Source organism: Curtobacterium sp. ME26, from assembly GCF_903970945.1.
GTDB classification, from domain to species: Bacteria; Actinomycetota; Actinomycetes; order Actinomycetales; family Microbacteriaceae; genus Curtobacterium; species Curtobacterium citri.
The window spans coordinates 29488-52493 of the sequence record NZ_CAJCKG010000017.1; the positions used below are offsets into that span (position 1 = coordinate 29488).

A 23006-nucleotide genomic window follows, 5' to 3' on the forward strand; every position below is an offset into this window, starting at 1 on the left:
GGTCATGGACGCGAGCGAGCGGTGGCGAATCCTTCGACTGCACGTCGAGGACGCCATCCCGCTTGCCACCCTGGCCCGCAGCACGGGCGTCACCGAGCGCACCCTGCAACGCTGGCTCGCCCGCTACCGGACAGGCGGATACGCCGCCCTCGCCGACGACGCTCGCGCCGACCATGGCGTCCGACGCACAGCACCGGAACTCGTCCGCCTGGTCGAAGGGCTTGCGCTCACCAAGCCGCGGCCGTCGATCGCCACCATTCACCGTCAGGTTGGCGTCCACTGCGCTGAACGGGGACTGCCGTCGCCGTCGTACTCCGCCGTGCGGTCGATCGTGAACGGGCTCGATCCCGAAATGGTGACGCTCGCACTCGAGGGGCCAGCGTCATACCGTGACAAACACGAGCTGCTGCTCCGACGTCGCGCGGACCGCCCGAACGCGATCTGGCAGGCGGACCACACGATGCTTGACCTGCTCATCGTCGGGCCCGACGGCAAGCCCGCACGGCCGTGGTTGACGGTGATCCTCGACGACTACTCCCGCGCGATCTGCGGGTACATGGTGTTCCTCGGTGCCCCGTCAGCGGCGAACACCGCGCTCGCGCTGCGCCAAGCGATCTGGCACAAGCCGGAACCGGACTGGCCCGTCTGCGGGATCCCGGACGTGCTCTACACGGACCACGGGTCCGACTTCACCAGCCATCGTCTCGGCGACACCGCCGCTGTGCTGCACCTCCGCATCATCCACTCGCAGGTCGCCCGGCCCCAGGGGCGCGGGAAGATCGAGCGGTTCTTCGGCACGATCAACACCGAACTGCTCCCAACGCTCCCCGGCCACCTCGCAGCCGGATCCTCGGCGCCGACGCCGGCGCTGGATCTCGGCGGCGTCGACAGTGCCATCAGCACGTTCATCCGCAGCTACAACGCCCGCACCCACCGCGAGCTCCGGACGAGCCCACTGCACGCGTGGATCGCAGACGGGTGGCTGCCACGGCTCCCGGAGTCCCTTGAACAGCTCGACGGGTTCCTGCTCACCGTCCCCACGACGCGGGTCGTGCAGCGCGATGGCATCCACTTCGAGGGCCTCCGCTACACCGCGGCCACTCTCGCGCCGTTCGTCGGTAGCACCGTGAGTGTCCGGTACGACCCACGCGACGTCACCGAGATCCGCGTCTTCCACCGCGACGTGTTCCTCTGCACCGCGATCAGCACCGAGCACCAGACCGAGACGATCAGCCTCAAGCAGATCCAAGCCGCCAGGAACGCTCAGCGCCGGGCTTTACGCGGGCAGATCCACGAACGCATCGCGATCGTCAATCCCAAACTCGACGACACCACCACACCGGCAGCCGTCGAGACGGATCGGCCGCGACTGAAGACCTACGAGGAGGACCGGTCATGACGAGCCAGTTCATCGTCACCAAGGAGCACCGCCGGTTCGCGGAGTTTGCCGACGCGGTCCGGAAGCAGAACACCATCGGCGTCTGCTTCGGGCCCGCCGGCGTCGGCAAGACCCTCTCAGCGCGCCGCTACGCGCACTGGGACAGCATCGGCCCGTTCATCGCCAGGTGGGCCGCACGCAGTGAAGACGACACCAAGATCTATGCCGCGGCCCACCGCGCCCGGACTGTCTTCTACACGCCCGAGGTCTCCGCGACGATGCGCGCCCTGCAAGAGGACCTCCGGCACGACATGATCCGCACCGAACGCTGCATTGAGGAACACCTCGTCCTCCACGGCGGCCACGTCGACCACGCGCACGGCCCCAACCCGTCACTGCTCGAGCTGATCATCATCGATGAGTCCGAACGCCTCACCGGCAACGCCATCGAGTGGCTCCGCGACCAGTACGACCGAACAGGCATCGCGATGATCCTGATCGGCATGCCCGGCATCGAGAAGCAGTTCACTCACTACCCACAGCTCTACAGCCGACTCGGGTTCGCCCACCAGTACCGCCCCCTCGGCCACGACGAGCTGCTGTTCGTCCTCGAACGTCAATGGCGCAAGCTCGGCAAGACCCTCGACCCCGACGACTTCACTGACGCGCAAGCCATCGCCGCCGTCGAACGCATCACCCGCGGCAACTTCCGTCTCCTCGAACGTCTCCTCCCACAGATTCAACGTGTCCTGAAGATCAACGAGCTCGACGTCATCACCAACGACGTCGTCGAAGCCGCCCGCAGCACCCTCGTCATCGGCACCACCTAACCCGACACGGAACGCAGCGAAAACCGCGACACAGAGCGAAGCTGCTGACAGGATCCCATCCTGGATATTGGACGTCCGGTTCACGACCGGCTATCGGACGGCCCGTCCGCGGCCGACCGGTGGTTTCTGTCGCCCTTCGCAGGGACTGCCGCTTCCCTACGGCGGAGGCTAGCGTCACATTCACCCCTGGAGCGGGGCGTTGGGCGGAACCGATTCTCATAGCTCTTGCGATCTGCGTGCCCATCGCTTTGATCCAGGATCGACGAGCGAAGCGCTGAATTCAAACCTGCAAAGCGAGGATGATGAGCGGCCAGCCACGCTCGACATGCCTGCCGTGCCGCACCGTCGTCGAGCCCGTCTACCGTGTCGCTCCAGCGTTGGAGACCCGCCGCTGTAACAATAGTTTCGGCCGCGCGGCCGCGATCAGGGGGTAGAGATGCGCATCAAGTCGATCAGGGTCAAGAACTTCCGGTGCCTCGAGGACGTGTGCGTCGATATGGAAACTTTGACATCGTTCGTCGGGCCGAACGGAGCAGGTAAGTCGACAGTCCTTCGCGCGCTGGACTGGTTCTTCAACGGTGAAACACGCCTGGTCGACGAGGATGTTTATTCCGGGGCAGTCGAGGACCGGCGGATTAGCGTCGAGGTCAAGTTCTCCGATCTCAGCGTTGCGGATCGCGAAGCCCTCGGGTCGACTTACGCTCCCCCCGGCTCCACGACCTTCACGGCCTGGCGAATCTGGGATAACGGCAGCGACAAGATGACTGCGCGAGCCCGGTCATTTCCAGCGTTCGAGGAAATCCGGAACGCGGGATCAGCGAAGGAGAAGAGAGGTCTCTGGGATGATCTGATTGCGCGCGGTGAAGCACCCGGGCTGCCAAACTGGAAAAACCAAGGTGCTGCTGACCAGGCGATGACGCTATGGGAGAGTCACAACCCCGATCGTCTTGAAGAGACGGAGAGTGGAGTCACGCACCTGTTCGGGTTCAACGGGCAAAACAAGTTGTCTGGGCTGTTTGACTTCGTGCTCGTGACGGCTGATCTTCGCGCTAGCGAGGAGAGCGTGGAGGGCAAGAAGACGATCATCGGACGCATCCTCGAACGCACCATTGACCGGAAGAGTGCCAACGCAGCGTTCGAGGCTCTTGCGAAAGAGGTCAGCGAGAAGCAAACGGCGATCAACAAGGAACACCTCGGCGAGCAGCTCAACGATCTGGCTGACGCGCTGACCGCCGAGGTGCGTGCCTTCACCGCCGGCCGCGGTATTCGACTTCACCCGCGCACCTCAGACTTACGCCCCAGCCCGGCATCGATCAGCGTCGCCATCAGTGACGCTCTGAACGAAACCAGCGTGGATCGCCAGGGGCACGGCTTCCAGCGAGCGCTGCTGATCTCATCACTCAAACTACTCGCCGCCCGCGGCGCCCAAGGTAACGACGGCAGTGTCATCTGCCTCGCCATCGAGGAGCCCGAACTGTTTCAACACCCAACCCAGGCGCGGGTATTCTCGAAAGTGCTACGGGATCTAGCAGATAACCTCACAGGCGGGCTCCAGGTCATGTACGCGACGCATTCCCCATACTTCATTGACCCACGATTCTTTGACCAGGTTCGTCGTGTCACTCGTCGCCAGCACGCGCCGGACGAGCATCCATCGGTCAGCGTTCACCTCGCATCTCTTGATGCCGTAACCAAGCGACTCAACGGCTCCGAGGTGACCGATGACGCCCTGCGGTCAAGATGGGATCAGGTGTGGACGAAGAACCTGGCTGAGGCGTTCTTCGCTGACGCCGTCGTCTTGGTCGAGGGCGACACCGATAAGGGCATCCTTGATGGCATTGCCGCACGCAAAGGACAGACCGCTCTGGAGGTGGAGGGCATAACCGTCGCTTACTCCGGCGGAAAACAGCATCTCTTCATACCCCACGCGATCCTGGCGGAACTGTCCATCCCGACGCTCGTCGTGTTCGATAACGACAAGGGCGGCGGTTCGCGGCTACGGGCCAACGGCAAGCCAGAGCACGATGCCGCTGCAACCGAGGCGAATGAGATCCGCACGAACCGACGGCTACTCGCGTACCTGGGAGAGACCGTCGTAGATAACCCCGAGGGACAGGTCAGCGCCACTCTCCACGTGTGGGCAGACCGGCTGGAGGACGTAATCGACAACGAGTGGGGCGAGTGGAACAGCACTCGGCAGTCAATCGTCGACAGCGGTCGTGGCGCTGCGGGGAAAAACGCGGCGACATACGCCCTGGCCGCTCAGGAGTGCCCGGCTGCCCCCAGTGGTGAACTCATGGAGGTAATGGTCGCCGCTCGCGCACTCGTTGCTTCCACTCCTTGAGTGTTACTGAGCCCGGCCGAACAGAGGCCTAACTCGCGTCCTAGCCCGCTGAGGGATCCTTGGGTTCAGCCGGTCGTTGCAACACCACCGTGAATCGGAATGCTGCAGATGGGATCGAGGCTGGAACACCGCGCTCGAGAGGCTCGGTTCTGGGAGCTATTGAGACAGGGCCTTGGCCGTACGGCGGCGTGTGATGCTGTCGGCGTGGATCGACGTCAGGGATACCGATGGGTCAAAGCAGCCGGCGGGCGAAACCCGTTCGCCCACAAGCCTCGCTCGGACAGGTACCTGAGTCAGGAAGAGCGGCTGCAGATCGCGGACCTGCGCCTCAACGGTGTCGGCGTGCGCGCGATCGCGAAAGCCCTCGGCCGGGCGCCATCGACGATCAGACGCGAGCTCAGCAGGAACGCTGCAGCTGGCGGGAATTACCGGCCGTACTCGGCGGAGAAGCAGTGCCGAGTTCGAGCGCGGTGCCCGAAGCCCCGGAAGCTTGACCGGGTCGAGCTTGCGCTGCAGGTCGAGTTGCGGTTGGTGAGGAACTGGTCCCCGGAGCAGATCCGTGATGACCTGATCCGGTCCTTCCCGAACCGGCCGGAGATACACGTGTCGCACGAGACGATCTACCAGTCCCTGTTCGTGCAGGGCCGCGGGCACCTGCGCGCTGACCTGCACAAACACCTCCGCACCGGCCGCGCCATCCGCCGACACCGGGGTGAGCCCCGGCGGGCGTCGTGGTCGAAGATCCGCGACATGATCCTGATCAGCGAACGCCCGGCCGAGGTCGACGACCGGGCTGTTCCCGGGCACTCGGAAGGCGATCTGATCGTCGGGATCAACGCCAGGAGCGCGATCGGCACCCTCGTCGAACGCACCACCCGATACGTGATGCTGCTCCACCTCCCCAATGGACACAGCGCCGACGCGGTCCGCGACGCGATGATCCCCACCATCCAGGCCCTGCCCGAGCATCTCCGTCGGTCGTTGACATGAAATCAGGGCACGGAGCTTGCCCGGCACAAGGACATCACCCTCGCCACGGACTTCGCGATCTACTTCTGCGATCCGCACAAGCCGTGGCAGCGCGGCTCGAACGAGAATACCAACGGCCTACTCCGGCAGTACTTCCCGAAGTCCACCGACCTCACAATTCACAGACCCGAACGGCTCCTCGAGGTCGCCGCCGAACTCAACGGTCGACCCCGCAAGACTCTCGGCCACCGCACCCCGGCGGAAGCGTTTCAGCAGCTACTGTCAGACCCGAAACAACCACCCGTTGCAACGACCCCTTGAAACCGCCATCGTCTATCGAGACGCGCTGAACGCCAGGAAGCGCCACCGGGCTGATGATTCCCGGCGGCGCTCCTTGCCACGATCAGTGGTGGCCGTGAACGACGGCGTGGCCGAGCCCGCGGCTGATCATCCACCGGTTCACCGGGGTGGTAACCACGAACGCCAGGGCAAGGGACAGGGCGAGGGAGCCCCAGAACAGCCACTGGTTGAGCTGCGCGTCCATCGCTCCCGGAATCGCGACCACGACCGTGTTGTCGATGATCTCCATGACGGCGATCGAGACAGTGTCCGCCGCGAGAGCGACCTTGAACGCCGCCGCGAGCGTCAGGCCCGACTTGATGACACCGCGCATGGTGAGGGCGTAGCCGAAGATAAATGCCAGGACGATCGACAGAACGATAGTTCCGGCGTTATGGAAGCCGGCTGCGGTGCCGATGACCATGCCGAGAACCTCACCGATCGCGCAGCCGGTGAGGCAGTGCAGCGTCGCTTGCGCCGCCATCGACCACGTCGTCGTCCCGTGCTCGGTGGCGTGGCCGGCGTGCTCGTGTCCGCTCATCTGGTGGTGCTCGTGCGTGTTCATGCTGCTCCGATCTGACGCTGCTGACGTCAACAGTTCGCGTATACCCCTGGGGGGTACCATGCGCTGTAACGCGGGGCCCCGCGCGGTGTTCCCGAGTGAGTCGGTCGCGGCGGGATCGGTGTGAATCCGGACACCGAGTTGCCGCCGCCGTTCGGGGTACCGCACCATAGAAGCGCTCCTCCGACCCGTCTGCTCGAAAGACTGATGCTCACCACCACCGTCTCCCCGCGTCGCCGGCTGCTGTTGCAGGCCACGGCGACGCTGGCGTTGCTGCTGCTGGTCGGGTTCACGCTCCTGATGCGCACGATGGCCGGGCACACCGCCGGCCACGAGCACCCGATGGCTGCTCCCGCGGCCACCGCCGAGCACAGCCACGTCGCGGCTGCCAGCCACGGTGAGCACGCAGCTCCCGTGACAGCGGTGATGACCGTCCTCACCGATGCAGGCTGTGACAGCGGCCTCTGTGCGCTGATGTGCTCGCTGATGGGGATGGCGTGCGCGCTGACGGTCGCCCTGTTCACGTGGGCGCTGCTGCGCGCACGGACCGGCGGCATCCTCTACCTGCTCGCGCGCCTGCTCGCGCTGGCTGACCGGCTGCCGCGCCGCATCGCGGCACCGAAACCGCCGTCACTGACGGCGTTGCAGATCATCCGCATCTGATCCGCCCCTGCGGGACCCACCCCCGAAGGGTGGCTCCCGCATGCCCAGATCCGGCAGGCGTCCGCCTGCCCGGAACACCTGACGCATCCACGGGAACGGAAGATCATGCACACCACCACCACGCGCACGCTCGCGGTCGCGGCCGCACTGACCCTCGGACTCACCCTCGCCAGCTGCTCCGCCGGCAACAGCAGCTCCGACGCTGGCGCATCGTCGTCGACGTCGGCCGCATCGGCGCACAACGACCAGGACGTGATGTTCGCGCAGATGATGCTGCCGCACCACAAGCAGGCCGTCGAGATGAGCGACATGCTCCTCGCCAAGGGCTCCGGCGTCGACACCGGCGTCACCGACCTCGCGAAGCAGATCAAGGCCGAGCAGTCCCCGGAAATCAGCCAGCTCACCAGCTGGCTGAAGGGCTGGGATGAGCCGACCGAGTCGGAGCACTCCGGGATGGGGCACTCCATGTCCGGGATGATGTCCGACTCCGACATGAACGACCTCGACCAGGCGTCCGCGAAGGACGCCGCAAAGCTCTACCTCGAGCAGATGGTCCAGCACCACAAGGGCGCCGTCGACATGGCCAAGACCGAAGTCGACAAGGGCAAGAACACCGACGCCGTCGCGATGGCGAAGTCGATCGTGTCGAGCCAGACCGAGCAGATCACCCAGATGCAGGACATGCTCGCGTCCCTCTAAACCCCGGCGTGGGTCGCGGCGGGCTCCCCCCTTCCCGCCGCGGCCCACGACCGGCTCCACCCCTTCCCCTCTGCCCGACTCCCGCTCGGGTCACCCCATGTTTAGGCCTGCCGGCCACCACCACTCTTGGAGCCTGTCCGTGCCCCAGCAGCACCACCAGACCCCCGCCATTCCCGCACCCCTGACGCGCCGCGAAGCCCTCGCCGCCGAACGAGCCGCCGCAACCCTGACCACCAACCGCACTGGTCGCGCAACGACCACCGCCGCTAATCAGCCGGTACCGCGGCCACTACCGACCGCGACGCTCGCACCGGTAACGCCGATCCGCTCGCTGCGGTCACGCGTTCTCGCCGCGGTCCCGATCACCGGCGCTGCGGCCGCGATGGCACTGTTCACCGCTGCCGCAGCGCTGCCCGCGCAGGCAACGACCGGCCCCGCGGCCGTCGTGCCCGGAGTCGCTCCCACCGCTGCCGGGCAGAGCTTCACCGCGTCTGGGTTGACCGACGCGGTCGACCGCGACGGATACACGATCACCAAGCCGGCCCCGAAGCCCGTCATCACCAAGACCACACCCGCTCCACGAACGACGTCGACCGGCTCCTCCCCGTCGACGAAGCAGAGCGTCCCCGTGACCACAGGCGGCACGATCGTGAACACGGGTACCGGCGACATTCGCTGGCCCATCGCCGGTGCCATCACCATCAGCTCACCGTTCGGCCCGCGCAGCGCACCATGCGCGACCTGCTCCTCCATCCACCAGGGCGTCGACCTCACTCCCGGTGCTGGCACCCCCGTCGGCGCTATTGCTGCCGGCACCGTCCGAGTGTCGACAACGCACCCGGAGTACGGGCAGTACGTCATCATCGACCACCAGATCGACGGCCGCCTCGTCTCCACCCTCTACGCGCACATGATCTTCGGCTCCTCACCGCTGCGACCAGGTGACACCGTCGCGGTCGGGCAGCTCGTCGGACTCGTCGGCAACACCGGCGCGAGCACCGGAGCGCACCTGCACCTCCAAGTCATGCCCGGCGGCACCACGCCCGTCAACCCGATCCCGTGGCTCACCGCGAACGCTGGACGCACCCTCTAGGACGTCAGCCACGCCAATGTCCGGAGCGCCATCGGCTATCGAGACAGGGTGGCTCTCGTCCTATGCTCATCGTCGGCTGTATAGTCACCGTATGCTGACCATTGCTTCGCGGCTTGACGTGATGAACCGTCTCGGCCGGGCGCTGGCCGATCCGACGCGAGCCCGGATTTTGCTCCGACTGCTCGACGAGCCTGGCTACCCGGCGCGGCTGGCGGAGGAGCTGGATCTAACGCGCACGAACGTGTCAAACCATCTCGCGTGCCTGCGTGGGTGCGGCATTGTCGTCGCCGTCCAGGAGGGGCGAAGCACCCGGTACGAGATCGCGGACCCGCACCTGACACGTGCGATAGACGCGCTGGTCGACGTCGTGCTCGCTGTCGACGACGGCGCCGGATGCGCGGACGAGGACTGCGACGTACCGCTGTGCTGCGGGGCCGGCGCATGAGCGCCGCCGTGCAGCTCGCTGCGCCCTTGTCGGCTACGCGCCGGAGCGTATTACAGCGGCGGGTGCGGTGGATCGTCGCCGCGACGATCACCTACAACGTGATCGAAGCCGTGATAGCGATCGCCGCCGGCACGGTGGCGTCCTCGACGGCACTGATCGGGTTCGGCCTCGACTCAATCGTGGAAGTCCTCTCCGCCGCCGCGGTGGCGTGGCAGTTCGCCGGACGTGACCCGGAGGCGCGAGAGCGCACCGCCTTGAAGGTCGTCGCGGTGTCGTTCTTCGGCCTCGCGCTGTACGTCACCGTCAACGCGGGCCTCACGTTCGCTGGGCTCCGCCAGCCGGAGCACAGCACCGTGGGCATCATCCTCGCTGCGGTCAGCCTCACGGTCATGCCGTTCCTCAGCCTGTTGGAACGGCGCATCGGGAAGGAACTCGGCTCCGCGTCCGCGATCGCGGACTCGAAGCAGACCCTCGTCTGCAGCTACCTCTCGGCTGCCGTCCTCATCGGCCTGCTGCTGAACACCCTGTTTGGATGGTCATGGGCAGACCCGGTGGCGGGGCTCGTCGTGGTCGTCTTCGCGGTCCGGGAAGGTCTGGAAGCGTGGCGCGGTGACGCGTGCAAGCAGCCCGTCTCTGCGCTCACCGGCGAGCGAGAAGTCGACGCCTGCGACTGCTGCTGACTCCGTCGAGGTGGGTCCATATCTCATCGCCTGATGAGGTGGCTCATCGGTGTCGGTGGCTGTGGATACGATCAGCCGCATGTCGTACTGCACCGCGCCCGTACGGGGTCATCGGTCCTCCGCCGCTGCTGCTGCGTGCCCGTCTTGCGGACGGCGCGGACGGTACAGCTACTCGCCGCCGCGTTCGCACCCATCCTTCCCCGCTCCAGCCGCATCAGTGCGGAGTGGCGCTGGCATCAGTCGGGGTAGCAGCGGCGGTGGAGGAGGGGCCCGACGCGCCGCTCGGCCGTCTTGGCAGCCGAGCACGTCCTCGGTCTCGTACACAGCGCAGGAAGTTCGCGACCTGGAGCCGGTGCGCGCCGCAGCCGCGACGCGGACGCAGGTGCACGACGTTTTCCTCTGTCACGCGTGGCCGGATCGTCAGGCAGACGCGAAGGACCTCTACGACTTGCTCCGCGGCGAGGACGTGTCGGTCTGGTTCAGCGAGGTCACTCTTCAGCTTGGCACCGACATGCGGGTGGCCATCGACAAGGGGCTCGTGACGTCCCGCATCGGAATCGTGCTCGTAACGCCCGCGATGCTCGACAAGCTCCGCACGGACCGCAGTGTGGCGAGCAGTGAACTCAGCGCTCTGCTGCGCCGGAGCCTGCTGGTGCCGGTGCTGCACGGGGTGTCGTTCGAGGAACTTGACCAGGTAAGCCCGATGCTCGCCTCTCGCGGTGGCCTGAGCACGGAGGAAGACTCGTTGGCGGTCATCGCCGAGAAGATCGCCGAACTCGTTGGTGAGCTCAACGGTGAAGAAGCTGACGCACTGAGCCTGGCATCGGTCAGCGACTGACAGCGCTGCTGCTCAGCAGCCAACCCGTGGGCTACGTCGTTCAACGAGGACGTTGTCGCGCCACTGCCCGGCCCACGGCCCGAACGTCATGAGGCCGACGCGTTCTCGGGTGCCGAGTTCGCGGAACCCGTGGCGGGCGTGGAGGGCGCGGGAGGTGGCGTTCTCGGGGAAGATCCCGGACTGGATGGTCCAGATGCCGGCGGCCTCGGTCGACGCGATCAGGGCGTCGAGGAGCAGATGTCCGACGCCGCGACCACGCGCTGCGGCGGCGACGTAGACGGAGTGCTCGACGACGCCCCGGTACACCGGCCGGGCGGAGATCGGAGAGACCGCCACCCAGCCGAGAACCGCGTCACCGTCGGCTGCGACGAACCGGTGCTCCGGCAGCTTCCCGGCGTCGAATGCTTCCCACGTCGGCGGTGCCGCCTCGAACGTCGCGTTCCCGGTGGCGATGCCCTCCCGGTAGATCGCTTCCACGTCGGGCCAGTCCGCGGCGGCCATCGGCCGCACGAGGACCGTGGGATCGGTCATGGGTGCAGGAGCTCGTCCTGGATGCGGGCGGCGACGGCGTCGCGCATGGGGCGGACGTCGTCGGGGGCCCAGGAGTCCGGGTCCGGGAACGACCACTGCAACACCTTCCCGCGGGGCGTCGCGGGAAGGTCGAGGCCGGGTTTCATCAGCACAACCACATCGGCCTGATCCAGCAGTTCGGGGGTGACCTTCCGCGGGGCGCGGTCGCTGATGTCGAGGCCGAGTTCCGCGACGGTCGCGGCGATCGACGGGTTCACCTCGTCGGCGGGGGCGATCCCGGCGGAGGTGGCGGTGTAGCGGTCGTCGGCGGCGAGCTCGAGGAGGGCTGCGCCGAGTTGGGAGCGGCCGGCGTTGTGCTTGCAGATGAACAGCACGGTGGGCTTGGTGGTCATGTGGGGTCCGGTTCAGTTCGTGCAGCAGGAGCTGCTGGCGGGCGGAGCGGCCGAGGCGGGTGCAACGCAGCAGGACGACCCCTCGGCCGCTTCGTTCGTGGCGGGAACGCCGCAGGAGGATGAGCCGCCAACATCGGTGGTGCAAACGCCGGTCTCGGGGAGCACGAGCTGCACGTCGCGGGCGGCCTGATGATCGCCGGCGAGTTCCGCGGCGATGGAGCGGACCTGCTCGTAGCCGGTGAGGAGCAGGAACGTGGGGGCGCGGCCGTAGGACTTCATCCCGGCGATGAAGAAGTTCGGCTCCGGGTGCGCCAGCTCCGCGACACCGTGCGGCGGGACGGAGCCGCAAGAGTGCAGGTTCGGGTCGATCAGTGGCGCGAGCGCCCGCGGTGCTTCGACAATGTCGTCCAGGCCCAGGCGGATCTCGCGGAGCATGTCGAGGTCGGGCCGGAACCCGGTCGCGTTCACCACAACGTCCACCGTCACCGCGAACGGCTCCCCGGTACGGCGGCCGGTGACGGCGACCTGGTCGCCGACGGGACGGACGTCGTCGATCTCGAACGAGGCAAGCTGCTCGATGTGCCCGGACTCGACGAGGCCGTGCACGTTCGAGCCGAGCTGCCCGCGTGCGGCGAGCCCATCGGCAGCGTCCGCGCCGAGGCGAGCGGTGCCGGCGTTCCGGATCGCCCACAGCAGCGTCGTGCCCGGTTCGTTCTTGGCGAGGGCGGCGAGCTTGATGAGCGTGTTCGCTGCCGAGTGGCCGGCCCCGACGACGAGGACCCGCTTCCCGGCGAACCGAGCCCGGTCCGCGCCGAGCACGTCGGGCAGAGCGTGCACGATGCGGTCGCCGAGGTCCGCTGCGGGGGCGAGGCCGGCGGCGGTGAGCGGGTTCGGGGACGTGTACGTGCCGGAGGTGTCGACGACGGCGCGGGCGGTGACGTCCTCGACGCCGTCCGCGGTGTGGAGGCGGAGGAGGAACGGGGTGTCGGCGCGGCCGGCGGAGCGGGTGCGGTCCATGCCCTGCCGGGACAACGCGTCGACGCGGACCTCGTACCGGATCACCGGTGCCAGCTCGGGTGTCTGGGCGAGCGGTTCGAGGTACTGGGCGACGAGGTCGTTGCCGGTCGGCAGCGACGACCGGCGCGGCTCAGTCCAGCCGGTGGGTTCGAGGAGCCGGCGGGCGGCGTCGTCGATGACGTACCGCCACGGGGAGAACAGCCTGGTGTGCCCCCACGCCCGGACGGACGTACCGACCTGGTCGCCGGCTTCGTAGACGACGACGGGCAGACCCTGCTCGAGCAGGTGCGCGGCCGCGGCGAGCCCGACGGGGCCGGCGCCGATGACCGCGACGGGCAGCCCGGTCAGGCGGTCCGCGTCGGCTCGGGGTGGGACGGTGAGGGTGAGGGTCATGGGATTGGTCCTTCCGGTGGTTAGGCGGATGCTTCGGTGGGCAGCAGCTCGGCCAGGAGCGCTTGCACGCGGGTCTTGATCTCGTCGCGGATGAGGCGGACGTCGTCGATGCCCTTCCCGGCGGGGTCGTTGAGGTCCCAGTCCTCGTACCGCTTGCCGGGGAAGATCGGGCACGCGTCGCCGCAGCCCATCGTGATGACCGCGTCGGACTCGCGGACGGCGTCGGTAGTGAGGATCTTCGGCTGGTTCGAGGCGATGTCGATGCCGTCCTCCGCCATCGCTTCGATCGCGACGGGGTTGATCTGGTCCTTCGGCGCGCTGCCTGCGGAGAGGACCTGCACGCGGTCACCGCCGAGGGCCTGGGCGTAGCCGGCGGCCATCTGGGAGCGGCCGGCGTTGTGGACGCAGACGAACAGGATCGTGGGCGTCGCGGTCATGGCGGTGCTTTCGGTAGGCGTAGGCGTGGTCATCGGATGAGGGTGAGCCAGCCGGCGAGGGCTGTCAGGGTGACGGCGAGGACGGGGACGGTGAGCACGATGCCGGTGCGAAAGTACTGCCCCCAGCCGATGTGGATGCCCTTCCGGTCGAGCACGTGCAACCACAGCAGGGTCGCCAGCGACCCGATGGGGGTAATCTTCGGGCCCAGGTCGGAGCCGATGACGTTGGCGTAGATCATCACCTCGTGGGTCAGGCCGGTCGCGCCGGCTCCGCCGATCGCGAGGGCGGCAATGAGGACGGTCGGCATGTTGTTCATCAGCGACGCGAGAATCGCGATCACGAACCCGACCCCGAGCGCGGTGACGAGGACCCCGTGGTCCCCGAGCACGTCGAACAGGCGGGCGAGGTAGTCGGTGAGGCCCTGGTTCTGCAGCCCGTACACGACGAGGTACATGCCGATCGAGAACAGCACGATCTGCCACGGCGCCTCCCGGATCGTCTTCCACACCGGAATCACCCGCCCCGACCCGCCAACGGTGCCACCACTGCCGCCGGTGACGGTGGCGGTGCCGCCGGTCGTGACGAGGACCGGGGACGCAGCCTGACAGGCGAAGAGGAATGCGGGTTGCCGGGCAGCGACGAGAAGGATCACGACCGCGCCGACACCAGCGACGGCGGCGAGGGGCACCCCGAGCGGGTCGGCGGCAAAGTAGCCGACCAGCAGCACGGCGAGGACCACCCATCCGACGCGGAACGTCGCTCGGTCCTTCACCGCGGCGGCGGGCCGGGTGAGGGCGAGGACGTCGTACCGCTTCGGGATCGACCGGCCGAAGTACGCCAGCAGCATCCCGAGGGACGCCAGCACGGACACGATGCCGACGGGCACCATGACGGTGGCGTACTCGGCGAACCCGATGCCGAAGTAGTCGGCGGAGACAATGTTGACCAGGTTCGACACCACCAGCGGCAGGCTGCCAGTGTCGGCGATGAACCCGGTGGCGAGGATGAACCCTAGCGCAGCCTTCGCCGGCATGTTCAAGGCGCGAAGCATCCCGACAACGATCGGGGTGAGGATCAGCGCGGCCCCGTCGTTGGCGAACACGGCCGCGATGACCGCACCGAGGCCGACGATCAGCACGAACAGCAGCCGACCGTTCCCGCGACCCCACCTGGCCACGTGGAGCGCGGCCCACTCGAAGAACCCGGCCTCATCGAGGATCAACGAGATCAGCACCACCGCGACGAACGTCAGCGTCGAGTTCCACACGATCCCGACCACCGTCGGCACATCACCGAGCCCCACGACCGTGGTCGCAAGGGCGATGACCGCGCCGATGAGCGCGGTGTAGCCGATCGGAAAGCCCTTGGGCTGCCAGATCACCACCACGAGCGTCGCGACAAAGATCGCCGCCGCGACGACCGCCAGCACCATCAGACGCCCACCCCGGCCTGGTTCGCTACGGCGCGTTCCCAGCCCTGCGCGGCGACCTGCACGGCATCCCACGGGGACCCGAGCGGCGGCGTGTAGCTGAGGTCCAAGTCGATGACGTCGTCGACCGACAGGCCGGCGTGCAGGGCGGTGGCGAACGTGTCGATCCGCTTGCTGATCTCCGCGGTGCGTTCCCCGACAATCTGCGCCCCAAGGAGCCGTCCGGACGTGTGGTCGCCGGTGACGCTGATCGTCAACGGCACCGCACCCGGGTAGTACCGCTTGTGGTCGTCCGCGACCGTCACACGCGTCAGCGGCGACACGTCCAGCGGGGCGGTTTCGTGGTGGCGGAGGCCGGTGCGGGCGGCGACGAGGTCGAACACCTTCACCACCTGCGTCCCCACCGAGCCTGCAAAGGTCCGGGACCCGCCGAGCATGTTCTCCCCGGCGACGCGTCCCTGCTTGTGCGCGGTCGTCCCGAGCGGCAGCCAGGTCGTCCCGAGAAAGCGGTGGTGTGTCACGACGCAGTCACCCGCTGCCCACACGTGCGGCACCCCGGTACGCATCTGCTCGTCGACGACGATCGCGCCGGCCTGGCCGAGCTGCGCGCCTGCCGCGGCCGCGAGATCCGTCACCGGCCGCACCCCGACGCAGACCACCACGAGCGCGAACGTTCCGGCTGCGTCACCAGACGTGGAGATAGTCGCGACGCTCCACTGCCCGCCGCCAGCGGGGGTGATTCCGGTGACGGTCGCACCGGTCAGCACCGTCGCGCCGTGCCGACGGACCTCCTCGGTGACTAGGGACCCGAGTTCCGGGTCGAGGGTGGAGAGCACTTCCGGTTTGCGCTGAATCAGCGTCGTGTCGAAGCCGCGGGCGACGAGCCCCTCGGTCATCTCGAGGCCGATGTAGCCGGCGCCGACGACCGCGACGCGGCTTCCGGCCGGCAGGAGCTCCAAGGCGGCGACGACCTGCTCGGCGTCGGTCATCGAGTGCAGCAGGTGAATCCCGGGCTCACCGAACGGGATCCCGGCCGGGCGGACCGGCTCCGCACCGGTCCCGATCAGCAGCTCGTCGTACCCGATCTGCTCATCGCCGGCCGGGCCGGTGACACTCAGCAGCCGGCGGTCGATGTCGACGGCGGAAGCCCACGTCGAGGAGCGGACAGTAATCCCGGCGGCTTCGAGGTCGGCGCGGGTGCGGTGCGCGAGGGACGCTTCCGTGGCGACGTCGCCGGAGACCCAGTAGGGGATGCCACAGATGGAGAAGTTCGGGAACTCGTCGGCGAGGACCACGGTCACATCGGTCGACGGGTCGAGCTCACGGGCGCGCAGCGTCGCGGCAATGCCGGCGTCACTGCCACCAACGGCAACAAGGTGAGTCATCGGGTCGGTCCTCTACAGATCGATCGGAAGGCGAGCAGGGACATCGAAGCACGTCGATATCGATGAGCGCAAATATAGACGTGCATCGAAGGACGTGGGATGATGGGGTGATGACGACGATCGAGCTGCTCCCCATCCAGGACGTCACCGCATGCTGCTCGCCCGTCACCACCGAAGCGATGACGCAGGAGTCCGCGGAAGTCCTGGCGAAGTCGTTGAAGGCGATCGCGGACCCGGCGCGGCTCCGACTGATCTCAATGGTGGCCGCGCACGAGGGTGCGGAAGCATGCGTCTGCGACCTGCAGGAACCGCTCGGGCTGTCTCAGCCGACCGTGTCGCACCACCTCAAGGTGCTCGTCGACGCCGGCATCCTGCACCGGGAGAAGCGCGGCACTTGGGCCTACTTCTCCCTCGTCCCCGGTGCCCTCGAGTCGGTCGCGGCACTGCTCACCTCACCCACCCGCTGATCACCAAACTCGCCTCGCGACGAAGCCTCCGCACGGTGAGGATGAAGACATGACCGACGAGCAAGAATCCAACCCAATCGCGGACGCCCGTGCACAGATCCGTTGGATGATGGAGGAGCAACGCAAGCAGCCGAAGGTGTTCACCGAGGTGAAGGACAGGGACCTCGTCACCTTGATGGACCGATTCGCTGGGTCGCTTGAGTTCAACTCGATGCTCGTTGCTTCGCAACTGATCGCGGAAGTCAGCCGACGACAACTGTGGGATGCCGTCATCGAGCGGCGCATCGCCATGCTTGCTCTGGGACATCCTGACGAGGACCGAGCGACACTCCGAGATCGTGCGCAGCTGGAGCTGGACCACTTCCGGAACGAGCACTTCCCAGTTGACCCTGACATCTTCGGTGAGGACGAAGCAAAGGCAAAGGCAGCTTGGAACGGCTACATCCAATTCTGATCGAACGATCGAAACTTGCGTCCAGCAAAGCGCTAAGGCGTGGGACCCTGGCGGCGATCACTACTACCGTGCCCGTCCACAGAGACGGGACGCTGAGTCAGCGACCAGTACGACGTCGCGGGAGGTTCGCGTGGCCACGGTAGTGCTAGAGATCCGCTATCAATGGCCATCGCATCAGGTCGACCACTCTGCAGTCCGCCGTCACTTCAACGCTCCCCGCCTGACCGTCGCCGGCGAGGAGAACGGGCCAGAGACGTTGCGGTTCCAACCCGATGCGACTCAACGGGCCACTCTGACATGGGTCCTCGGGAACCGAACCACGTGGACGATCGAGCCACCCGGCGAGACACTGCCGGGGCCCGAGGAGGCATGGGACCACTGGCAGAAGCAAGCGGACACGGCGCTATGGATGTTCCGCGGCGACCTCGCCAGCAGAGGTAAACATCAATCGGTTGTCGACGCCCTGCTGACCGGTGAGGTCCTGTTTTACGCGGCATACGGAAACACGATCATGCGGTACCCCCACGAACCAATTCCGGACGAGACGCCGCAACCCGACGGCTACGCCGCTTGCTCGACTGGAAAGGCATGGGCTGACAACTGGCAGTTCGACTTTGAGCCCCTGTCCGGCGAAGAAGACGACTGGGTTGGCCTGATCTGGCAAGCAGACGAACGTCGATGGTTGGATGCTGCCACCTACGAACCGGTCGACGAAGACGAACATCCCGAGCTCATCAGCTTCGCCGAGCAGGATCTCCAGCGCATCCGCCGCGCTGAACAGATCGCAGATGCATGGTACGAGGCTTATCTACTGGTCCTCATCAACCTGTTCACTGACGGAGTCAGTATTGAGCATCGACGACGCGCAGTTCGGCGAGACGACCTGAGCGCTGGGCTCTCTTGATGCAGAGTAGGGGTGAATCACTCTATGCGAGCACCAAGGTGCGTAGCGGTCACGCCGCCGCGTAGTCAGTTGCATTGAGGAACACCGGCGGGGCCGTCAACTAATATGTTCACCTCCGAATTTGAGGACAGGTCCTTTGTCAGGTGGATAAGACACTCGGCGGGCGACCTGACTCATTCTCTAGCTGGCCAGCCGAGTGAGCGAGTGCGCCTGAGTTATTGATCTCTCGGGACCGGTCGAGTAAAAGACTCGAAGAAACCAGATCCGAAGCGGGCAACGAGCTGATCCTGCGCCGTGCACAACATCTTTCGAAATCCGCAGGGATTCGAGATGTGCATCGCCGTCGAAGCTCAGGCCGAGGGTGAAAGCGCTGAGTGCTCCAGTATTGGCACAAACGTCGGCGCAGGTAGGTAGGCGGGAACCTCATGGCGTCGATCTGATCGTCGTGTCATCTTCCGCCTTGCAGATGGTTCATGTCATCAGGGAGGACCATTTCCTCGGGCGAGTAGCCATCCGGTTGAAGCACCGACAGTAGTTTCGGACTTGTCGTTCCCGCCAGGTTCGTGCTCTACTTAGGAAGTCCTCGTTTAGGGGGATAAAGAAGCGGTTTGAGCACTCAAGCGCACCGAACTGGGGGAGAACATCATGACGGAGCACGTCGACGAGAGCTGGGCCCGATTCTGGGCTGTCGACCTTCACGTCCACACCCCTGGCTCGCAAGACGCCGACGACGCGCACTACGGCACTCCGGAAGATGTCGTTCAGGCGGCGCTCGACCAGGGACTCGCAGCGATCGCCGTGACAGACCACAACACCGCCGCGTGGTGTGATCGCATATCCGATGCCGCGCGCGACACACCTCTCGTTGTCCTCCCCGGGGTTGAGCTCAGCACTCGCGAGGGACACCTGCTCGGGATCTGGGAAGAGGGCACCCCCGCTCAGCAGATTGAGGACGTTCTCCTCAAGCTCGGCATCAGCCGCGGCGACTTCGGCGCAACTAACGTGACCGCGGCGTACGGGATGGGGGAGTGCGCAACGCAGATTGAGGCCGCGAACGGTCTCGCGATCGCGGCCCACATTGACAAAGAGCGCGGCCTGCTACGCCAGCAGGTACAGACCTATGTGAATGAGCTCCTCGCGCACCCCCACATCGCCGGATTCGAATACGTTCGCGCCGAGACGGTGGCGACGGTCGTGGCCAAACTCGGCGACAGCCGTACGCCAGCAATGGTGCGGCACTCTGACACTTTCAGCGCCGAACTGGGCCACCACGCGCTCTCGGGAATCGGGCACCGTCGCACCTGGTACAAAGCGGCCCGCCCGGATCTCCTCGGCGTTCGCTACGCACTCGAAGACCCGGGACTGCGAATCCGTACGGTCGACCCAACCGCGTCGGAGGGGCACCCGACCATCGAGCGGGTGGAGATCACCGCCGGCTTTCTCGGCGGTACGATCATCGACCTGAGCCCAGACCTGAACTGTCTGCTCGGAGGTACGGGCGCCGGGAAGTCCCTTGTACTTGAGAGCATCCGCTTCGCCGTCGACCAGCAGGTGGACGCCGCGGCGTTTGCCGCCATCCGCGAAGAAGTCGACCTCCGCCTCTCGCTCGCTCTCGGTGTCGGAACGACGGTGCTTGTGACCGCGTCCGTGGGAGGTGAGACGTACCGGTTCAGTAGACGGCTCACCGCCACGCCGTCCGCGCCAGAAGTCGCACAACGGCTGGGGGATGAGTGGGTTGCCATCGAACGCGGCCCGGCTCTCATCCTGCCGATCGCCGCCTTCTCTCAGGGCGAGATCCTTGAGTACTCCCGCCAACCCGTGGGGCGTGTCGGACTCGTTGATGCGCACATCGATCTCGTCGAGATCGACAGCCGAATCGAAGCTGCCGAGGCCGCCCTCGCCGCCAACGCGACGGACCTCGTCGAGTCACGGAAGCGGTACGAAGACCTCGGCAAAAAGTCGTCGACAGCCCCGACCCTGACTACACGCGAGAGTGAACTCTCCGGTTTCTTCGATCAAGATCTTGTCAACGAGCAGCGAGAGTGGTCCAGTGAGCGCTCTGACCTGTCTGCGTTTCGCACGGAGATCGACGGCTGGAGTCTCCAACTCCCGGACCCACCGGTGGTACCCGCCGCACGAATCGACGGTCACGAAGCAGCCTTCCAAAGGTTGACTCAGAAACAAGCCGCATTCAAAACTACGATCACACGCGCCAGGAGTGATACTGCCTCCGCGCGGAGGGCGCTGCTAGACGAACTCATCGCCGTCCGGCAAGAACTGGACGGGTCTTATGCCGCATTCGAGAACACGCTCCAGGAGCGGCTCGCACAGTCCGGTCAAAGCACCATGGCGAGCCTCTTGGCCGAGCTGCAGGCCGTGCAGGCGGCGCTCACGCTGGCGAACAGCGCAGCCAAGGACCTCAGCGACTCCGCGGCACCGGAACTGACCCGACTCTTGGTCGAGCGAGAAGGACTCCTCACGCAGCTGAAGGGTGCCCGTGATGACCGACGTGACCTGCGCCGCCGCCGCGTCAAGGTACTGAACAAGGAAACCGCCGGGATCGTCAAGCTGGACGTGCCGAACGGATCCGATCGCACCGAGTACCGCGCCCGCTTGGAAGAGATCAAGGTCGGGTCGCATCTCCAGGGGCCAGTCCTCGACACCATCTCCGAGAAGATCCACCCGTATTCGCTCGCTCGGGCGATCTGGTCCGGCGACCATTCACTGCTGGGGCCGCTCCCAGACGGCGTTAACGCCACCGACATTGCCCGACTGCAGACTAATATCGCCGACAAGGCGCTATGGTCGGAGCTCCTGGCAATGCAGATCGTCGATCTCCCCGACAAGCTAGACGTTAAATTCAAGAAGCCCGAAGGCGACGACTACGTTCCAATCGAACACCTCTCCCACGGCCAAAAATGCACCGCGGTCTTGGTCATCCTCCTTGCTGACGGTGACACGCCCGTTCTTGTTGACCAACCCGAGGATGCCCTTCACGCGCCATGGATCGAGGACTACCTTGTCGATCGGCTCCGCGATCTCCGAGGCACCCGCCAGTACTTGTTCGCCACCCGAAGCGCAGGACTCGTGGTCAGCGCGGACGCGGAGCAACTGGTGACCATGAAAGCGACGGCCACGCGAGGTGAGGTCGAAGCTCGCGGATCGCTGGAACGGCACGACGTCAATACGCTTGCGCTGCATCATCTCGAGGGAGGCAAGGTGCCGTTTGACAGGCGCGCCCGGAAACTCCGCGCCTCGATCAACGCGTGACTTCGGCGCCGTTCACCGACGCGGGCGCCGTGCCTCTAGGCCCTGTCGCGCGGAGACGTACCGTTCGTACTGTGAGCCACGGTAGCGCTCGTGCTGCCCAAGGGCGGTGTAACTGAACCCCAGCGCATCGGCGACCATAGGAGCAGGCATCGCCGCGACGAGCTCGTCCAGAGCGCCGTTCTTTGCCGCGAGAACATTCACGCCAAGGCCGGCGATGACAGTGCGGAGGTGGTTCTGCGTCACATGCGAGCCGGCACGGGTTCCGGGAAACAGGAACGGATTCCGAGCCACGTTCCCCGTCCGATCTCGTGATCGCGCCGCGAGGTGATCGCGGACAAGGCTTGCAAACGGTTCGGGGATGGGGACCTGATCGGAGACGACCTCGAGAACTAGTCTCGAGTCGTCCAGTTCTCGGATGACTGTCAGAGGGAACTCGACGATCCGCGCGACGGGTTGCGCGAAGACGAGCAGAAGTAACATCGCCACGCGATCGGCCGGGGTGACCGTTTCATCTTGCAGGAACGAGCCGATGGCGGCAAGGCGCTCTTGCTGACTAATCCGGCGCGTGCTCCGAGCAGGCCGGCGGGGGACGTCGAGAGGGACCGTGTCTTGAGCGCGTGAGGCGAACAGCAGGAACTGGCGAACGGTGTAGCGTGTCGTGGCCCCGGTAACGAGCCACTCGTCGACATCGGCCTGACTGCACTGAGCCAGGGGCATGCCCCGGCTAGAAATCCACCCGACGAAGTCGACTGCGACCGTGATCTCCTGCTTCGCGTTATGCACGCTTCGCTGGCTATCCCATCGTTCCGTCCCTGCGCGCAGCCGTTTCAAGTGGTGCCATCGAGCGAACCGGTCCACGGCATCCCGTGCTGTCTTGTCGTCAATGGACGCGATCTTCGACGTGATCCACATCTCGAACTGCGCAAGGGGTTCGTCACGCCGGGGGAGTGCGTCCACGTCGACCAGAAGAGCGCGCATGTGCCGGACGGCAGCGTTTTGAGGGAGCGCATCGAACGATTCGTGCGTTAGGGGCAATTCTCCCGATCCGAGCGCGTGCAACAAATCCCGGGGCCGCTTCAACCGAAGCCATTGGTAAATACTTGCCTGCCGGTCCGCACTCAAAAGCCGGTCGCGAAGACGGTCTAGGGCCGGGTCTGCCGCGGGACGGTCGAGCCGGAGGTATTCGCTCAGATCGACTCGGTTCACGCACCTCTCGCACTGCCCGGCTCGCTTCAGGGCCCCTTCCTCGCCGCACGTGCCACATCGGAACGACATGCGAATCCCTGCGCAGTCACCGCAGATTGCTGCGCCTCGACTGTCTCGCCCGGGGAGAAGCCGGGCGATGCCGCACCTGGCGCAGCGTCCGGACGTATGTATCGCCTCGTCGAAGCAGCGGCCACAGATCCGCCCTTCGGGAAACGAGTACTTCACCCGCGGCACCATCTCGTGGCATCGAGGGCAGTCGACGGCGCCCGCCGCTCGAGGT

Annotated in this window: 22 protein-coding genes and 1 pseudogene; 14 read left to right on the forward strand and 9 right to left on the reverse strand. The window is 66.2% G+C overall.

The genetic code is table 11. The features are described 5' to 3' along the window. The first annotated feature begins 4 nt into the window (after positions 1 to 4). From H7A69_RS08700 to H7A69_RS08715, 4 genes and pseudogenes are all read left to right on the forward strand, one after another. Complete coding sequence (locus tag H7A69_RS08700; protein WP_182046685.1) at positions 5 to 1399, forward strand: Mu transposase C-terminal domain-containing protein; 1395 nt, start codon at positions 5 to 7, stop codon at positions 1397 to 1399. Then, positions 1396 to 2208 carry an AAA family ATPase gene (locus tag H7A69_RS08705; RefSeq protein ID WP_002857202.1) on the forward strand — a complete coding sequence of 271 codons (813 nt, stop codon included), beginning with the start codon at positions 1396 to 1398 and terminating at the stop codon, positions 2206 to 2208. Before H7A69_RS08700 ends, H7A69_RS08705 begins: the two co-directional genes overlap by 4 nt. A 436-nt stretch (positions 2209 to 2644) precedes the next feature. Next, a complete protein-coding gene (locus tag H7A69_RS08710; RefSeq protein ID WP_182046686.1) occupies positions 2645 to 4552 on the forward strand; it encodes an ATP-dependent nuclease in 1908 nt (635 codons plus the stop codon). 108 nt (positions 4553 to 4660) lie between these two features. Further along, positions 4661 to 5842 (forward strand): annotated as a pseudogene (locus tag H7A69_RS08715) (IS30 family transposase). A gap of 82 nt (positions 5843 to 5924) precedes the next feature. On the opposite strand, the gene H7A69_RS08720 reads toward H7A69_RS08715, so the two are convergent. Continuing rightward, entirely contained in the window at positions 5925 to 6401 is a 477-nt protein-coding gene (locus tag H7A69_RS08720; RefSeq protein WP_182046687.1) for a DUF4396 domain-containing protein, read from the reverse strand. A gap of 228 nt (positions 6402 to 6629) precedes the next feature. Here H7A69_RS08720 and H7A69_RS08725 point away from each other — a divergent pair, with 228 nt between their 5' ends. Continuing rightward, complete coding sequence (locus H7A69_RS08725) at positions 6630 to 7085, forward strand: hypothetical protein (RefSeq protein ID WP_126890091.1); 456 nt, start codon at positions 6630 to 6632, stop codon at positions 7083 to 7085. A gap of 105 nt (positions 7086 to 7190) precedes the next feature. Next, positions 7191 to 7784, forward strand: coding sequence for a DUF305 domain-containing protein (locus H7A69_RS08730; protein WP_126890090.1), 594 nt, complete (start codon positions 7191 to 7193; stop codon positions 7782 to 7784). Positions 7785 to 8054: 270 nt separating this feature from the next. Here H7A69_RS08730 and H7A69_RS17445 read toward each other — a convergent pair whose 3' ends face one another. Then, the gene (locus H7A69_RS17445) at positions 8055 to 8537 is read right to left on the reverse strand and encodes a hypothetical protein (RefSeq protein WP_259346154.1); all 483 of its coding nucleotides are present in this window, start codon (positions 8535 to 8537) and stop codon (positions 8055 to 8057) included. Here H7A69_RS17445 and H7A69_RS17450 point away from each other — a divergent pair. The 4 genes from H7A69_RS17450 to H7A69_RS17285 all read left to right on the forward strand — a co-directional run bounded on the left by H7A69_RS17450 (position 8434) and on the right by H7A69_RS17285 (position 10840). Further along, on the forward strand, positions 8434 to 8877 hold the full coding sequence (locus H7A69_RS17450) for a M23 family metallopeptidase (protein WP_259346153.1): 444 nt from the start codon (positions 8434 to 8436) through the stop codon (positions 8875 to 8877). The genes H7A69_RS17445 and H7A69_RS17450 overlap by 104 nt on opposite strands. A gap of 91 nt (positions 8878 to 8968) precedes the next feature. Next, a complete protein-coding gene (gene cmtR / locus H7A69_RS08740; protein ID WP_126890088.1) occupies positions 8969 to 9322 on the forward strand; it encodes a Cd(II)/Pb(II)-sensing metalloregulatory transcriptional regulator CmtR in 354 nt (117 codons plus the stop codon). Continuing rightward, complete coding sequence (locus tag H7A69_RS08745; protein WP_182046689.1) at positions 9319 to 10002, forward strand: cation diffusion facilitator family transporter; 684 nt, start codon at positions 9319 to 9321, stop codon at positions 10000 to 10002. The genes cmtR and H7A69_RS08745 overlap by 4 nt, the downstream gene beginning before the upstream one ends. Positions 10003 to 10354: 352 nt before the next feature. Further along, entirely contained in the window at positions 10355 to 10840 is a 486-nt protein-coding gene (locus tag H7A69_RS17285; RefSeq protein WP_220456218.1) for a toll/interleukin-1 receptor domain-containing protein, read from the forward strand. Positions 10841 to 10852: 12 nt separating this feature from the next. Here the strand turns inward: H7A69_RS17285 and H7A69_RS08755 are convergent, their stop codons facing one another. From H7A69_RS08755 to H7A69_RS08780, 6 genes are read right to left on the reverse strand one after another with little or no spacing between them, the layout of a single operon-like run. Next, positions 10853 to 11371 (reverse strand): GNAT family N-acetyltransferase, encoded by a 519-nt coding sequence (locus tag H7A69_RS08755; RefSeq protein WP_182046690.1) that lies wholly within the window; start codon positions 11369 to 11371, stop codon positions 10853 to 10855. After that, entirely contained in the window at positions 11368 to 11763 is a 396-nt protein-coding gene (locus H7A69_RS08760; protein ID WP_058724533.1) for a low molecular weight phosphatase family protein, read from the reverse strand. Before H7A69_RS08760 ends, H7A69_RS08755 begins: the two co-directional genes overlap by 4 nt. Positions 11764 to 11775: 12 nt before the next feature. Continuing rightward, positions 11776 to 13173 (reverse strand): FAD-dependent oxidoreductase, encoded by a 1398-nt coding sequence (locus tag H7A69_RS08765; RefSeq protein WP_182046691.1) that lies wholly within the window; start codon positions 13171 to 13173, stop codon positions 11776 to 11778. A 20-nt stretch (positions 13174 to 13193) separates the two neighbouring features. Next, positions 13194 to 13610: an arsenate reductase ArsC gene (locus H7A69_RS08770; RefSeq protein ID WP_182046692.1), complete on the reverse strand. Its 417-nt coding sequence runs from the start codon at positions 13608 to 13610 to the stop codon at positions 13194 to 13196. A gap of 29 nt (positions 13611 to 13639) precedes the next feature. After that, complete coding sequence (locus H7A69_RS08775; RefSeq protein WP_182046693.1) at positions 13640 to 15043, reverse strand: arsenic transporter; 1404 nt, start codon at positions 15041 to 15043, stop codon at positions 13640 to 13642. Then, positions 15043 to 16425 carry an FAD-dependent oxidoreductase gene (locus H7A69_RS08780; protein ID WP_182046694.1) on the reverse strand — a complete coding sequence of 461 codons (1383 nt, stop codon included), beginning with the start codon at positions 16423 to 16425 and terminating at the stop codon, positions 15043 to 15045. The genes H7A69_RS08775 and H7A69_RS08780 overlap by 1 nt, the downstream gene beginning before the upstream one ends. Positions 16426 to 16535: 110 nt before the next feature. Here H7A69_RS08780 and H7A69_RS08785 point away from each other — a divergent pair, with 110 nt between their 5' ends. The 4 genes from H7A69_RS08785 (at position 16536) to H7A69_RS08800 (ending at position 21520) form a co-directional block, all read left to right on the forward strand. Next, positions 16536 to 16892 carry an ArsR/SmtB family transcription factor gene (locus H7A69_RS08785; protein ID WP_058724395.1) on the forward strand — a complete coding sequence of 119 codons (357 nt, stop codon included), beginning with the start codon at positions 16536 to 16538 and terminating at the stop codon, positions 16890 to 16892. Positions 16893 to 16941: 49 nt separating this feature from the next. Continuing rightward, complete coding sequence (locus H7A69_RS08790) at positions 16942 to 17346, forward strand: hypothetical protein (protein ID WP_182046695.1); 405 nt, start codon at positions 16942 to 16944, stop codon at positions 17344 to 17346. A 130-nt stretch (positions 17347 to 17476) separates the two neighbouring features. Next, the gene (locus H7A69_RS08795; RefSeq protein ID WP_126890080.1) at positions 17477 to 18250 is read left to right on the forward strand and encodes a hypothetical protein; all 774 of its coding nucleotides are present in this window, start codon (positions 17477 to 17479) and stop codon (positions 18248 to 18250) included. Between the two features lie 645 nt (positions 18251 to 18895). Beyond that, positions 18896 to 21520 carry a PHP domain-containing protein gene (locus H7A69_RS08800; RefSeq protein WP_182046696.1) on the forward strand — a complete coding sequence of 875 codons (2625 nt, stop codon included), beginning with the start codon at positions 18896 to 18898 and terminating at the stop codon, positions 21518 to 21520. A 12-nt stretch (positions 21521 to 21532) separates the two neighbouring features. On the opposite strand, the gene H7A69_RS08805 is transcribed toward H7A69_RS08800, so the two are convergent. Beyond that, positions 21533 to 22726 carry a recombinase XerD gene (locus H7A69_RS08805; protein WP_182046697.1) on the reverse strand — a complete coding sequence of 398 codons (1194 nt, stop codon included), beginning with the start codon at positions 22724 to 22726 and terminating at the stop codon, positions 21533 to 21535. Positions 22727 to 23006 lie beyond the last annotated feature (280 nt).